Source organism: Streptomyces cavernicola (genome assembly GCF_029968035.1).
Classification (GTDB): Bacteria; Actinomycetota; Actinomycetes; order Streptomycetales; family Streptomycetaceae; genus Streptomyces; species Streptomyces cavernicola.
In genome coordinates this window covers 65,526-79,617 of record NZ_JASCIQ010000004.1, presented here as the reverse complement: position 1 = coordinate 79,617, position 14,092 = coordinate 65,526, and the positions used below count along the sequence as shown (strand labels likewise).

Annotated in this window: 9 protein-coding genes and 2 pseudogenes; 5 read left to right on the top strand and 6 right to left on the bottom strand. The window is 69.2% G+C overall.

What is annotated here, in order from left to right; all coding sequences use genetic code 11:
* The first annotated feature begins 3 nt into the window (after window positions 1-3).
* Complete coding sequence (locus tag QIS96_RS05270; protein ID WP_282541184.1) at window positions 4-630, top strand: glutathione S-transferase family protein; 627 nt, start codon at window positions 4-6, stop codon at window positions 628-630.
* On the top strand, window positions 627-2,612 hold the full coding sequence (locus QIS96_RS05265) for a solute carrier family 23 protein (RefSeq protein WP_282541183.1): 1,986 nt from the start codon (window positions 627-629) through the stop codon (window positions 2,610-2,612). Before QIS96_RS05270 ends, QIS96_RS05265 begins: the two co-directional genes overlap by 4 nt.
* Before the next feature lie 657 nt (window positions 2,613-3,269).
* Here the strand turns inward: QIS96_RS05265 and QIS96_RS05260 are convergent.
* Window positions 3,270-3,512 (bottom strand): alpha/beta fold hydrolase, encoded by a 243-nt coding sequence (locus tag QIS96_RS05260; RefSeq protein ID WP_282541371.1) that lies wholly within the window; start codon window positions 3,510-3,512, stop codon window positions 3,270-3,272.
* A gap of 85 nt (window positions 3,513-3,597) precedes the next feature.
* Window positions 3,598-4,041, bottom strand: a pseudogene (locus tag QIS96_RS05255) (alpha/beta fold hydrolase); the annotation flags it as partial.
* On the opposite strand from QIS96_RS05255, the gene QIS96_RS05250 reads away from it, so the two are divergent.
* The gene (locus QIS96_RS05250) at window positions 3,992-4,333 is read left to right on the top strand and encodes an aspartate racemase/maleate isomerase family protein (RefSeq protein ID WP_282541182.1); all 342 of its coding nucleotides are present in this window, start codon (window positions 3,992-3,994) and stop codon (window positions 4,331-4,333) included. The pseudogene QIS96_RS05255 and the gene QIS96_RS05250 sit on opposite strands and share 50 nt — an antisense overlap.
* A 227-nt stretch (window positions 4,334-4,560) precedes the next feature.
* Here the strand turns inward: QIS96_RS05250 and QIS96_RS05245 are convergent, their stop codons facing one another.
* The 4 genes from QIS96_RS05245 to QIS96_RS05230 form a co-directional block, all read right to left on the bottom strand.
* Complete coding sequence (locus QIS96_RS05245; RefSeq protein ID WP_282541360.1) at window positions 4,561-7,614, bottom strand: amidohydrolase family protein; 3,054 nt, start codon at window positions 7,612-7,614, stop codon at window positions 4,561-4,563.
* Window positions 7,615-7,943: 329 nt separating this feature from the next.
* On the bottom strand, window positions 7,944-9,371 hold the full coding sequence (locus QIS96_RS05240) for an acyl-CoA synthetase (protein WP_282541181.1): 1,428 nt from the start codon (window positions 9,369-9,371) through the stop codon (window positions 7,944-7,946).
* A 22-nt stretch (window positions 9,372-9,393) separates the two neighbouring features.
* Window positions 9,394-10,170, bottom strand: a complete 777-nt coding sequence (locus QIS96_RS05235) for an enoyl-CoA hydratase/isomerase family protein (protein ID WP_282541180.1) — start codon at window positions 10,168-10,170, stop codon at window positions 9,394-9,396.
* 14 nt (window positions 10,171-10,184) lie between these two features.
* The gene (locus tag QIS96_RS05230; protein ID WP_282541179.1) at window positions 10,185-11,567 is read right to left on the bottom strand and encodes an SLC13 family permease; all 1,383 of its coding nucleotides are present in this window, start codon (window positions 11,565-11,567) and stop codon (window positions 10,185-10,187) included.
* 113 nt (window positions 11,568-11,680) lie between these two features.
* On the opposite strand from QIS96_RS05230, the gene QIS96_RS05225 reads away from it, so the two are divergent.
* Window positions 11,681-12,424: an IclR family transcriptional regulator gene (locus QIS96_RS05225; protein WP_282541178.1), complete on the top strand. Its 744-nt coding sequence runs from the start codon at window positions 11,681-11,683 to the stop codon at window positions 12,422-12,424.
* Between the two features lie 678 nt (window positions 12,425-13,102).
* Window positions 13,103-13,938, top strand: a pseudogene (locus QIS96_RS05220) (IS5 family transposase).
* Window positions 13,939-14,092 lie beyond the last annotated feature (154 nt).

Here is a 14,092-nt window from a genome sequence, read left to right as displayed (position 1 = left end):
CCCATGATCACTCTCTACGACGACGAGACGTCCGCCGAGTGCCATCAGGTGCGCGCGCTGCTGGGTGTCCTCGGCTTGGACTTCCGTTCCGTGGCCCTGGAGGAGTACGACACCGACACCGACAGCGGCCGCCCGGCCCTGGTCCTCGCGGACGACCGCGCCGACCCCCCGGCCGTGCTGCACGACGCCTCATCGGCCCTGCTGTACCTGGCCCGGATCTACGACCACGACGAGCGGCTCCTGCCTCACGACGAGCCGGCCAAGTTCGCCGCCATCCTGGACTGGCTGGCCTTCGCCCGCGCTCTCACCGCCTGCGCCGGAGCGGCCCGCCGGCACGAATCCTTCGGTGACCCACTGGACCTGCTGCCGGCCCAGCAGGAGGCACACCGGTTGCTGCGCGTCATGGACCGGCACCTGTGGTTCCAGGAGCAACAGCACGAGGACTTCCTCGCCGGCGGGTTCACCCTCGCCGACATCGCCTGCTTCGGTGACGTCGCCCTCTGCGAGGAAGGGGGCGTCTCCCGGCTGGACTACCCTGCCGTCCGGCGCTGGTGCGACCGCGTCAAGCGTGTGCCGGGCTTCCCCCTGATGTCCGGCATCTTCCCCACCGCCGCCGGACTTCCGTCATGAGCGGCGGTGGCCGGACCCGCCGCCACCCGGTGGACGAGACGCTCCCGGCGGGAAAGCTCGCGGTCTACGGATTCCAGCACGTGCTGGCGTTCTTCGCCGGTGGGGCGATCGTCATCCCGATCCTCGTGGCATCGGCACTCGGCCTGACCAACGGGCAGCTCGTCCACCTCATCAACGCCGCCCTGCTGACCTGCGGGATCGCCTCCATCATCCAGTCGGTCGGCTTCTGGAAGGTGGGCGTACGGCTGCCTCTGCTCCAAGGAGTGGCATTCGTCGCGGTGTCCCCGATGATCGCCATCGGTCTGGGTGCGGGCGGTGGCACACAGGGCCTTCGGACGGTCTACGGAGCCGTCATCGTCTGCGGTCTGATCACGTTCGCCATCGCACCCCTGTTCAGTCGCGTCGTGCGGTTCTTCCCGCCGGTTGTGACGGGATCGGTGATCACCATCATCGGCCTGGCACTGCTTCCGGTGGCCGCGGCGAGCGCGGCGGGGGGCGACGGCCCTTCCTTCCAGCCGGGCAGCGCCCGGAACATGGCCTATGCGCTCGGCACCCTTGCCGTCATCGTCCTCGTGCACAAGGTGTCGCGCGGATTCCTGTCCACGGTCGGGGTACTACTCGGCCTCGCCCTCGGCACCACCGTGGCCTGGGCGCTGGGAGACACCGACTTCCACGACGTCGCGGCCGCCTCCTGGCTGGGATTGTCGACCCCGTTCCACTTCGGCATCCCACAGTTCTCGGTCGGCGCGGTCATCACGATGATGGTGGTCATGCTGATCACCGCCATCGAGACCACCGGCGCGGTGTTCGCCGTCTCGGAGATCGTCGACCGGCCGATCCGGGGCGACGACCTCGCCCGCGCGATGCGAGCGGACGGCCTCTCGGTGGCGGTCGGCGGCACCCTGAACTCGTTCCCCTACACCTGCTTCAGTGAGAACGTGGGCCTGGTACGCCTCACCAGGGTGCGCAGCCGCTGGGTGATCAGCGCCGCCGGAGTCTTCATGATCCTGCTCGGCCTGGTGCCGAAGTTCGCGGCCGCCGTCACAGCCATCCCGAACCCCGTGCTCGGCGGCGCCTCCCTGGCCATGTTCGCCATGGTCTCCGTGGTCGGGTTCCAGATCCTGTCCCGGGTCGACTTCGGCGATCACCGCAACTCGGTGATCGTCGCCGCCAGCATCGGGGTCGCCATGTACGTCACCGCCGTGCCGCAGGTCAAAGAAGCCGTACCGGACTGGGCACAGATCTTCGTCGGCAGCGGAATCACCCTGGGAGCCCTCACCGCCATCGCCTTGAACCTGCTCTTCCACCATCTCGGCCGTCGACGCAGGACCACCGGCCAAGCACCGCCGCACGCAGAACGGCTCCGGCTGGAACACGTCAACACCATGACCGCCGAGGAGTTCACCACAACCTTCGCTTCCCTGTACCAAGGCCCGACCGAGGCCGTCGATCGCGCGTACAGCCGGCGACCGTTCACCGATGCGAACGAGCTGCGGGCAGCCCTTCAGGAGGCCTTCTTCGACTCCAGCGAGGAAGATCTGCACCGGCTGCTGGCGTGCTACCCCGACCTGGGAGGGCCGACGTCCGCCTCCGGGGACGGGGACGACATGTCCCTGCGCGACCACTCGACGCCGGGTCTGACCCAGCTGGCCCAGCGGGATACGGAGCAACTCGCGGCACTCACCCACGCCTACCGAGAACGCTTCGGCTTCCCGCTGGTCATGTGCCTGCGCGAGCAGCCACACCTCCAGGCAGTGCTGGCGACAGGTTCGCAACGTCTGCACAACACTCCCGCACAGGAACGCCACTTCGCCGTCGCGGAGATCGCGCGCATCGCCGATCACCGATTCCATGACCTGGTGTCCACCGAGACGGTTTCCCGCATGGAACCTCCGGGGCAGACGCCGACATCGCCCCCCGCTGCCGCGCACCCGCACCACCCCGTCTTCCGGCCTCCTGGTGACCGACGGGTCGGTGACTGAGCGCCCAAACCCACGGGCGCGCATCCGAAGTGACCGTTTCCGGACCGCCGACGACCGGCGGCGATGCGGGACAGCCTGCACGCTGCCGGCCGGTGCCGCAGCAGCAGCCGTCCAAGGGGCACTGCTGCGGCAGGCCGTCCGCGCCCGCTTCGCCACGGGCCGACCACGTCGGCACTGTGGGCCGGATCGCCCAGTCCCACCATCGCGCGCACAACTCGGCCAGCCCGGCCGAGTTGTAGCGTCTCGCCTTCGGCGGGCGCGTCCGGCCCGGCGGCCTGGCAGCCCAGCACGTAGGAGGACCCGCCGCCGACGGGGCCGGTGGGGGAGTAGTGGCGAGCGCTTCGAATCCCTGCCAGGTAGTGATCGCGGCAGGCTCGGCGACCAGCGGGACGGCTTCCTGCTCCCGCTGCCCACGCAGCACGTCGGCCGGCGTCCACCGATCCGGGTCGTACTCCGCCGCACCCGACCGCGGCTGTCCGCCCAGCCGGGCCGACCGCATTCGATCGGATCACCGGCCACGCCTGCACCCTCGATCAGCGGCCGCGGCCGCGTGAGCGCCTCAACGACCTTCTCCAGCAGGCCCGTTCGCTCCCGGTGGCGCGGCTGCGGCCCGCAGCCCGGTATCCAGTCCGGCTCAAGCCGCTGCGGCGGGGGCGGTCATGCCCGGTCCCGGCCCAGGAACTCCAGCGCGAGCTTGTTGAACCGGTCCGCGTGCTCGTGCTGGGGCCAGTGGCCGCACTCGGGGAAGATCTCCAGAGCCGAGCCGGGGATCGACTGCTGCATCCGGTGCGCCTCCGGCACGTCGCCGAAGGGGTTCTGCGCGCCCCAGACGATCTGGGTCGGCGCGGTGATCCGTGCCATCTGCTCGGGGCTGAGGAGGTCCTCGGTCCGGTTCTCCATCCTCTGCAGGCACAGCAGTTCGTCGATTCCGGCGACGAACTCGGGCCGGTGGTAGGACGAACTCGGGCCGGTGGTAGATGGCGTGACGCACGTCGACGAGTTCCTCGGAGACGTTCTCCGGGGCGTGCATGAGCAGTTCGAGGCGCCGGCGGGTGAGGTCGCGGTCGTCGCTGGTGACCGCAGCCTTGGTGTTGGTGCGGATACGGTCCATGACCTCGGGGTTGGCCACGGTGCCGCCCGGGGTGACGAGGACGAGCCGTCCGACCCGGTCGGGGTGGTCCGCGGCGAGCCGGCCGGCCACCCAGCCGCCGAGGGACTCGCCGATGAAGTGGGCCCGCTCGATGCCGCTGCTGTCGAGGTAGTCGAGTACGTGCCGCACGTAGCGCGGGATGCGCAGATCCCCGCCCGGGTTGTCGGTGTAGCCGTGACCCAGCATGTCGAGAGCGTGCAGCTCGAAGTGCTCGGCCAGGGCGGGCACGTTGCGCACGAAGGCCGAGGCGGAGGAGCAGTTCCTCAAGGAGCAGGGCATCGAGGTCGTCACCCACCGGGGCATACCGTGTGCGACACCGAAGGAGCAGGCCCTGATCGAGCCCGGCAAATGGCTCGACCTCGCCTCCTCGCTCGACCCGTCGACGATCGACGGCGTGCTCCTGAGCTGCGCGGGCATTCGCATCGCCGACCAGATACAGCACATCGAAGACCGGCTCGGTCTCCCCGTCGTGACAAGTAACCAGGCCCTGCTCTGGCACTTGCTGCGCACTCTGGACATCCCCGCCCGCCCAAGCGGGTACGGCGCTCTGCTCGCGGGCCGTTTCGAGTAGCGGCCGGACCGACCGCACATGCGGAGTCGATGAGTTGACCGAGCTGTCCAGGCCGGGAGGGGGACGGTAGGCATACGACGTGGGCGAGTTGCCGCCCATCAGCGATCCACCGGTGCCTCCCGGCCCGCTGGCGCCTGGGCAAAGTCCTCCCCTTGCCCAGGTCCCTCAGCGGCAGCGGCTCTGAGGGTTCGCCTCGCGGTGTCCTGCCGGACGTGCTTCAGCGGTCCTCACCCGCTGCAGCACGCGTGCTGTGCCTTCTCGACGTACTCGTGTCCGTGCCACCAGAATTTCTTGTTGGCCGGATGGTCGGGAACGGGAGCCAGCACGGTGTTGCCGTCCGGCTTCCGCGAACCCGCCGCGGACATCGCCGAGAACGGCTGCATCAGGGAATCGACCGTGTGCGCGGTCCCCGACACGAGCACCTGTTCGACGTTGGCGGCGTCCTTGATGTCGGTGAGCGGATCACCGTCGACGACGGCGAGGTCGGCGTACATCCCGGGTGCGATCCGGCCCAGGTCATCGCCCAGTGTCTCGCCGGCCAGACTCGTCGCGGTCACCAGTGCCTCGTACGGGGTGAATCCGTACGTGACCATCGCCCGCAGGTTCATGTGCAGGCTGACCGCCGCGTGGTCGATCGGGGCGTCGGTGCCGAGGACGACCCGGCCTCCTCGACGGAAGATCTCGAGTGCCTGCCGGACCTGCGCCTCGAGGTTCTCACGGCGCGCTCGCTGGTCGGTCCGGCCCGCCGCTTCGGCGCTCTCCCGCAGGGCGGCCATCCGCCATGGCGGATTGAGCGTCTGCACCCGACGGTCCTCGACCAGGGACGTGTCCTCCCGGTAGAGGGTGGTCGAGTTGAAGAGGGTCGGGGTCCGGGCCATGTCCGATGCCACGAAGAGGTCCGTGACGTCGGAGTGGGCTGTGCCGAGCGGGGTCACGGTGCGCGAGTAGCCGAACCGGTTCGTCGCTCCCGTGTGTTCCATCCCGTCACCGCCGAAGGCCATGGCCGGGTAGTGGTAGTGCGAGGTGACGGGGATTCCGATGCCCTGCGCGAAGGCGGCAACGCGCTTGTGCCACACGACCGGCAGGCGGACGTAGCACTTCATGAGGTCGTACTCCAGGCTCTCCGCGTGCTCCAGCTCCAGCTTCAGCTGTGCGTCACTGAAGGTGGGGCGCATGAAGTTGTAGTAGATGCGCGGCCCGTCGACCGCTTCGCCCGTTCCGAAGTACCTGGGCGCGATCCGGGCACCGGACCGGGTGGCCTCGCGTTCCTCGACCATGTGGTAGGCGGGGCTTCCCGGGGACCTCGTGGTCGTCACACCCAGGGAGAGCCAGAGTCGTCCCTGCCGGTCGCCGTAGGCGTAGCCCTGCATCTCCCGGTGGTGGTGCATGTCGATGAGGCCGGGCATCACCAGCCGGTCGCGCGCGTCGATGCGCTTGCCCGCCCGGCCCTCGGCATGCGGTTCGACGGCCGTGATCCGGTGTCCTTCGACGACGATGTCGACGCCACAGCGGATCTCTCGGCGGACGCCGTCCCACATCCGGCCCGCGTGGACCACCGTACGGGCCGGCGGCCGGACGGCGGTCCATGTCAGCGGCACGGTGACTGTGCGAGGCCGTCCGCCGTTCGCCGATACGAGGCGGAGCCTGCCGTTGTTGAGGTACAGGAGTTTCTTCGAATCCCCGCTCCATGACGGGGCGTCGGTCACTTCGTCGGTGATCTGCCGGGGCTCACCGGTCGGCGTTCCGTCCTTGGCGACGTCCACGGTGTACAGGACGCTCGCGACCGCGAACGTCATCCGGGTGCCGTCGGGGGACCAGACCGGTCCGTCGTCCCCCCGGGTCTGGATCGAGCGGCCTGCCACTGCTTCGACGTATCTGCCCTGCCCCGTGGCCCGGTTGATGAGCAGGATCTGGCTCAGCCCTTCACGGAACCTCGCCGAGTACGGTTTCACCGCGGCCAGGGCGATCGTTTCGCCGTCGGGGGACCAGGTGGGCTTTCCCGGCTCGAACGTCGCGGTGAAGACGCGGCGGACGGCGCCGCTGGCCACGTCCACGGTCCACACCGCGCCGTCCTGGTCCAGGAAGGCGAGCTCCTTTCCGCTGGGAGACCACGCCGCCGACACCGCCGCCCTGCTCCCGAGGTCGGTCAGTTGCCGGTCCTGGCCCGTGTCGAGGTTCCTGATCCAGATGTCGAGAGTCCCGCCCCGGTCCGTCGAGTACGCCAACTGCTTCCCGTCGGGCGACCAGGCGGGGTCGCACTTCCACCAGTGGTCCCGGGTCAACGCCTGCGGTGCCCGGCCGATCTTCATGACGTAGATGTCGTTGAGGGCGCGGAAGGCGACCTGCTCACCGTCGGGGGACAGCACCGGGCTTCCTATGCCACGCACCGGGCGCGGCCGCGTGCTCTCGAAGTCGGACCGGCGCTTGGTGTACGTCGGCTTCCTGGTGGTGACGGCGGCGGAGAAACCGATGGTCTTCGTGCCTTCGCCGCCCAGCGACCGCACATGGATCTCGCCGTTGGCGGTGTAGAGGAAACGCTCACGGTCGAGCCACGACACCCTGAACGGGAACGTCTCCTCGTCGTCCACGAGCGGCGTGTTCCGGATCATGAGGTCGCATCGGCCGTCGTACGTCAGATGGTGGACCAGGTCCGTTCCGTCCGGGGTCCACTCCGGCTGGTGGATCACCTGGCCCGCGGGCACGGTGATGTGGGTGCTGCGCCCGCCGGTGGTGCGGTCCACCACGTCGATGCGGGTGTTCGCCACCACGAAGGCCACCCGGTTGCCGTCCGGCGACCACGCCGGCTCGTACTCCTCGCCGTAACCGTCAGCGAGCACGTCGACCCGTCCGCCGCCGACGTCGTACGTGTAGATCGCGTAGCTGCCCGAGGCGTCGCCCGAGAAGACGATCGTGCGCCCGTCCGGCGACCAACGCGGCTCCCGGTGGTCGAAGGGCCCCGTGGTCAACTGCCGCAGCCCGCTGCCGTCGGGCCGTACGGTCCAGAGGTTGAAGACACCGTCCCGGTAGGACTGGAAGACCAACTGGCTGCTGTCCGGGGACCAGTCGGGCTGGGCGATGTCGAACAGGTCGCTGGTCAGCCGCCGCGCCTGCCCGCCCGACGCCGGCATCACCCACAGGACGCCCAGAAGGTCCAAGGCGATCCACCGGCCGTCGGGCGAGAGTCTCGCCCCGAACGTGGTGCCCGCGCCCAGCCGCAGTTCGCCGCTGCCGCTGGTGCGGGCCACGGCCGCGTCGGCAGTCCGGCCGGCCAACGAGGTCATCGCCACCGCAGCCCCGGCACCTGCCAGGAACCCGCGGCGGGAGACCGGGAAGGGCCGCGTCCGTCGGTCGGCCCCGCCATCGTCCGGTGATTGCAGAGCATGCGCTACGTCCACAGCACAACCTTTCAGCCGTACGACGAGGCGCCCACCACGGGGCGCCATGACTCATGAGTTGCCCTGCCCGGCCCGAGGGTTTACCGGCACGGCACTGGGACGCCAGGGCTCCGGCGAACAAGGAGACTCATGTGGGACAGGGACAGGGACAGGGACAGGGACAGGAAAAGCGGCAACGGTCGTGCGGCGCGGCCCAGTTGACCGCGCGCGCAGCGTCACGGCCTGGGTGACAGCTGCTGCAGCTGTTGCTTCTGCACCTTGCCCATGGCGTTGCGCGGGAGTTCGTCGAGGAAGACGACCTCGCGCGGGCGCTTGTGGTGGGACAGGGTCTCGGCCACCCAGGAGATCAGCGTGCCGGCGAGCGCCGACCGGTCGGGGTCTTCGGCGACGACATAGGCGACTACGCGTTGCCCGAGATCCGGGTCGGCCTGTCCGACGATCGCGGCCTCCCGCACCGACGGATGGGCGAGCAGCGCGGTTTCGACCTCGCCGGCGCCGATGCGGTAGCCGCCGGACTTGATCAGGTCGACCGATTCGCGTCCGACGATGCGGTGAAATCCGGCGGCGTCCCGAGTGGCGACGTCGCCGGTGACGAACCAGCCGTCATCGGTCCACGCGGCCGCGGTCGCCTCGGGCCGGTCGAGGTAGCCGTCGAACAGCATCGGGCCGCGGACCTGCAGCCGTCCGATGCTCACCCCGTCGTCCGGCACGAGTTGTCCGTACTCGGCGACCAGTCGGGTCTCCACTCCGCGCACGGGGTGTCCCACCGAGCCCGGGATACGCGGCCCGTCGGCGCGGGTACTGAGGGTGATCATGGTTTCGCTCATGCCGTAGCGCTCGATGGGAGCGCTGCCGGTGAGTTCGGCGAGCCGGTCGAACACCGGCGTGGGGAGGGGAGCGCTCCCGGAAACCAGCAGGCGCGCCCGGCGCAACGCTCGTGCCGAGGGCTCATCGGCGGCGACGCGGGACCACACGGTGGGTACGGCGAAGTACATCGTGCCGCGCGCCGCGGCGTACCGCTCCGGGCGCGGCTTCTCGGTATGCACCACCCTCGAACCGATCCGCAGTGACCCGAGCACGCCGAGCACCAGGCCGTGCAGGTGAAACAGGGGCAGGCCGTGAACCACGGTGTCGTCAGGGGTCCACTGCCACGCGTCGGCGAGGGCGTCGATGCCGGCCCCAAGGGCGCGGTGGCTGAGTCTGACTCCCTTGGGCGCACCGGTGGTTCCCGAGGTGTACATGATCATCGCGAGGTCGTCGTCGGCCGGTGCGGTCAGGGCTGCCGCCGTGCCGCGACCGCGGAGGTCGACGGGAATCGCAGGCAGGTCGGAGCCGGGGTGCGGCGCCCCTGCCCAGTAGTTGACCTTGGCGTCGGTGAGGATGTGCCGCAGTTCGGCGCTGCCGGAGTCGGGCGGTACCGGGACCACTGTCACCCCGGCGAGCAGGCACGCGGTGACAGCGATGACCGTCTCCAGGGTCGGCGTCGCGTGGACCGCGGCCGGGCCGGTGCCGGGAAGGGAGACGGCGAGCGCGCTTGCCGTCTCGTACACCTGCGTCCGCGACATGCTGTCCGGGCCGACGGCGATCGCCGCTGCGGTGTCGACCGCGCTCGGAGAGCTGGGATCGAGCGATGTCAAGAGCATGGGGGAGGGCGCCTTTCGTGGGTTACGAGTTGTGGGTACCGAATACCGGCTCGGCTCTGGCGGCGAAGGCGGCCAGTCCGATGCCGAGTTCGTGATTCGGTGCCGTGCGCCATCGGCGGTGCAGTTCGCCGGATACGCGGCCGTTGGCCGACGCCTCATCAGTCATCTGCTTGGCGGCGGTGAGAGTGTTCGGAGCCCGCGACGCGATCGTGGCCGCCATACGGTGCACGGTGGCGTCGAGTGCCTCCTCCTCGACGACGTCGGTGACCAGGCCGTAGTGCAGGGCGGTGGAAGCCGTGATGGCGTCGGCGGTGAAGATCAGACGTTTCGTCGCGGCCGGGCCGATGATGCGCACCAGCCGGTCGATGGAGCTGGCGGGATAGATCAGACCGAGTTTGGCGGGAGTGATGGCGAAGCCGGCCTGTGTGGAGGCGATGCGCAGGTCACAGGCTGCGGCCAGTTGGGTTCCACCGCCGACGCAGTGGCCGCGGATGGCCGCGATCGTGGGTTTCGGGCAACCGGCGAGGACCTCCTCGACGCGGACGAATTCTTCTTCGATACGGGCTGCTGGGCGCTCGGAGATTTCCGAGATCTCAAGTCCGGCACAGAAATTGGGACCGGCTCCGGTGAGAACGACCACCGAGACGTCCCTGCGGCGTGTGACCGTGCCGAGGTGGTCTCCCAGCGCCTTCAGCATCGAGCGGTTCAAGGCGTTGGCCCGCGTGGGGTTGTCGATGGTGACGCGTGCGACCGTGCGGTCGACGGCCAGCGAGACCGTTGCGGGTGATGTCGATGCCATGCGAGTGCCGCCGTTCACAGAGCCATGCCCGGCGCGACCAGAGTGCCGACCAGCAGGACGGGTCCGACCACGACCATCGTCAGACCCCAGCGTGTCAACAGGCGGGTCATGCGCGGCCGTTGGCCTTCGTCGACGGTGGTTGCCACCAGGGTCGCGCCGACGGTGGAGAACGGGGAGACGTCGACTATGGAGGCGCACACACCGATCGCGCAGATCAGCGCCCAACCCGGGATCGAGCCCGAGGCCACCAGGGGCAGTGCCAGGGGTACGAGCGCCGCGAGCATGCCTGTGGTGGAGGCAAAAGCCGACACCAGACCCGCGACAAGACAAATGAACAGCGTGGCCAGCAACGGCACGCCGATGTGGGTGGCGTACTCACCGAACATCTCGATCGCACCCATGTGGTCGAGGACGCCGACGAAGGTGATGATGCCTCCCACCAACAGGACTGTGGACCAGTCGATGTGCGGAAGGGCCTTCTTCGCCGCCGCAGGATTCAGCAGCGTCAGTCCCGCGCCGAACGCAAGCGCGAGCACGCCGATATCGGGATCGCGGCCGGCCAGCGACAGAGCGATGACAGTGCCGACGAGCCCGGCCATGGCGACCACGGTGGCAACCTGGCCGCCGGCGAACGGCTTTCGCCGGCCGCCGGCGCCCAGCCCCGGGCTGCTGCTCGGCAGGCGCGATTCGGGAACGGAGACGACGGCGGAGCCGCCGGAGCCGAGCGAGGCGCCGGAGCCGACCGTGGCCGGCTGCTCGCTCGGGACGGGTGCCTCCACTGTGGAGACTTCGGTGCGGCGCAGCAACTGCCGCCCGCCGAAAAGGACGTGAGCGGCGAGCAGCAGAAGCAGATTGATCACCACGGCGACCACGAACAGCACCATGGGGTTCAGGTCGACTCCGGCGCGCTGTGCGGTGCCGTACGTGACGATGCCGAACAGGCTGGTCGGCGCGAAACCTCCCGCGCTGAGACCGGTACCGATCGACAGTGCCATCAGCATCGGATCGATGCCGCGCCTGGCGGCGACCCCCATGCCGATCGGTGCCATCACCAACCCGCCCAGCGGGGAGCCCATGGCGGCAATGCCCGCAGTGAGCAGGAAGAACACAGTCGGCAGCAGCACCCGCCGATGGCCGACTCCAGCGAGCGCGGCCTCAAGGATGCGGTCGATCGTGCCGTCGGCGTGCGCGATGCCGAAGAAGTAGGTGACGCCGACCAGCAGCACCAGGATGTCGATCGGAAAGCCGGCGACGATGTCGTCGAGGGGCATCTGGGCCAGCCCCAGCCCGACGCCCGCCGCCGCGGCGAACATCAACACGCCCAGGTGCGCATTGCGCCACGTGGACAGCGCGAAGACGCCAACAAAGATCAGCAATGCCGTGAGCTCGATCGTCATCTACCAACACTTCCCACTCGGTCCACTGTGCGGCACAGTGGTCTACTGGGTGAACCGGTCCGCGAAAGCTAGTTCGCAGGTGACTGGACGTCAAGAGATTGAACGGAGGCCGTATGTCCGCCACCAACAGCGTGGTGTCCGCATTCCGCGTGCTTGAGGCGGTAGCCGAGATGCAACCGGTGGGTCTTTCCGAGCTCGGCCGCGCGGTCGGCTTGCCGAAGTCCAGCGTTCAGCGGGCCCTGCTCACGCTGCACGAGGTCGGCTGGCTGCGACCGACCAGCACACAGCCGACGCGCTGGAGCCTCACCTACCGCGCGTTCTCCGTCGGCAGCCAGGCCCGCGACCATCAGTTCTTCCGTGAAACGGCAATGCCGTTCCTGAACGACCTGCAACTCACCACGACCGAGACCATCCATCTCACGGCCCTGGACGGCCGGGAACTGGTCCTCATCGAACGACTGGACACCTCGCATCCGCTGCGGGCGTTTCTGCCGCTCGGATCGCGCATCCCCTTGCACGCCTCGGCGTCCGGCCTGGCCTTCCTGGCTGCGAGCGGCGAGGGGTTCCTCGCGGACTGCCTGACCGGCCGACTCGCTCCGCGGACCGATCAGACCATTACTGATCCGGACACCTTGCGGGAAACCATCGAGAAGGTGCGACGGCGAGGGTATTCGGTGAACCCGGAGGGGCTCAGCAAGGGCATCACCGCCATCGGCGCCGCGATCGTCGACGCGCAAGGCGAGCCCATCGGGTCCGTTTCCGTATCCGGTCCGAGCATCCGCATCGCCCCGGAGACCTTCGAGACGTTCGGCAAGGCAGTACGCGAAACCGTGCAACGAATCCACGCCGCACTGTGAGCGAGCCCCCGCTCCAGCAGAGCCTGCCGCCACGCCTCGCGGGCCTGCGGACTCGGGTGCCGCGGACGCGGACGCGCGTACGGAGCGCGTCGGCGGCACGACGGCGGATCACGGTGCCCGTCAGGGCGAGAGACTCACGGCCATCGCTCCGGCTGCGCCGACGGCTGCGCTGCTTCTCCCCGGCGAGCCGGAAGCCGCCGCTCCCGGGGAGCGCCGGGCAACGTTTCCGGCAGAGCCCAGCATCACACAACTACCTTGCTGCGATGGACACATGACGTTCCGTCAATCCCCGACGCGAGCCGCCGCCGCCACCGAGCTCCTCCTGGCCATGCGGGACTCCGGGTCGCTGCACGGCAGCCGTCCCTGCGTGATCTCGGTGACCGGGCTGCTGTCCCCGGTGGCGGTGGGAGTTACCTGCTGCGTACGACCATCGGGGCCGTCCTCAGCGGCAAGCGCGCATGCACCGGCGTCGTGTTGCTGCACTTCGTAAAGGCGTGCGGCGTGACCCGCGAGTCCGAATCCAACAGTGGATGAACGCGTGGAAGCGTGCACATCAGTCGGAGGAATCGCCTTCTGATTCCACACAGCATGCTGAGAAATCCGAACGCAGTCGCCGCATATCAGGGCCGATCAAGGCCTAGGTCGTGTCCGGAAAGTTGGTGGTTCGTTGGTCTGTTTGTGGTGCGTCGACATGAACTGACGGATGAGGCTTGGGTGTTGATCGAGCCGTTGCCGGCGCCGGGGCGGATGGGCAGGACGATGCGGGACCGGCGCCAGGTCGTGAACGGGATTCTGTGGAAGCTGTCCACCGGTGCGGCCTGGCGTGACCTGCCCGAGCATTACGGGCCGTGGAAGACGGTCTACGAACGCTTCCGGCTGTGGTCGGCCGACGGCACCTGGGACCGGTTGCCGGCCCACGTCCAGCAGCACTCCGACGCCGTCGGGGCCGTGGACTGGACGATCGTCTGCGTCGACTCGACCACGGTCCGCGCGCAACAGCACGCGGCCGGAGCCCGAAACAGGGGCAGGACTGGCCGGGCGAGGCGCTCGGCCGGCCCCGGGGCGGGCTGACCAGCAAAATCCATCTGGCCTGCGACGGCCAGGGCCGCCCCCTCGCCTTCACGCTCACCGGCGGAAACGTCAACGACTGCACCCAGTTCGAACCCGTCATGGACCGCATCCGCATCAACGGGCCAGGTCCGGGGCGTCCCCGGACCCGGCCCGGCCGCGTGGCCGCGGACAAGGGGGACTCGGCCCGGAAGATCCGCGCCTACCTGCGACGACGCGGCATCGCCTGCACCATCCCGGAACGGATCGACCAGATCAACGGCAGGCTCCGCCGCGGTGAAAGCCTCTGCCGACTCGACCGCACCGCCTACCGACGCCGCAACACCGTCGAACGCTGCTTCAGCAGACTCAAACAGAACCCGGCCCTGGCCACCCGCTACGACAAACGCGCCCGCCACTACCAAGCCGAGGTCACCCTCGCCTGCCTCACCCTCTGGCTCCCATGACTTTACGGACACGACCTAGCGCCAGTTTTCGTTCCGGACGGCCTCGCTGCGGCGCGAGCCCGCGGGCGTGTATGCGGGCAGGCGCACCAGGCTCAACGAGCATGCTGCCCTGGCACTGCTGATCGACCCGGCAACGGTCGCACGAGCCAACCGG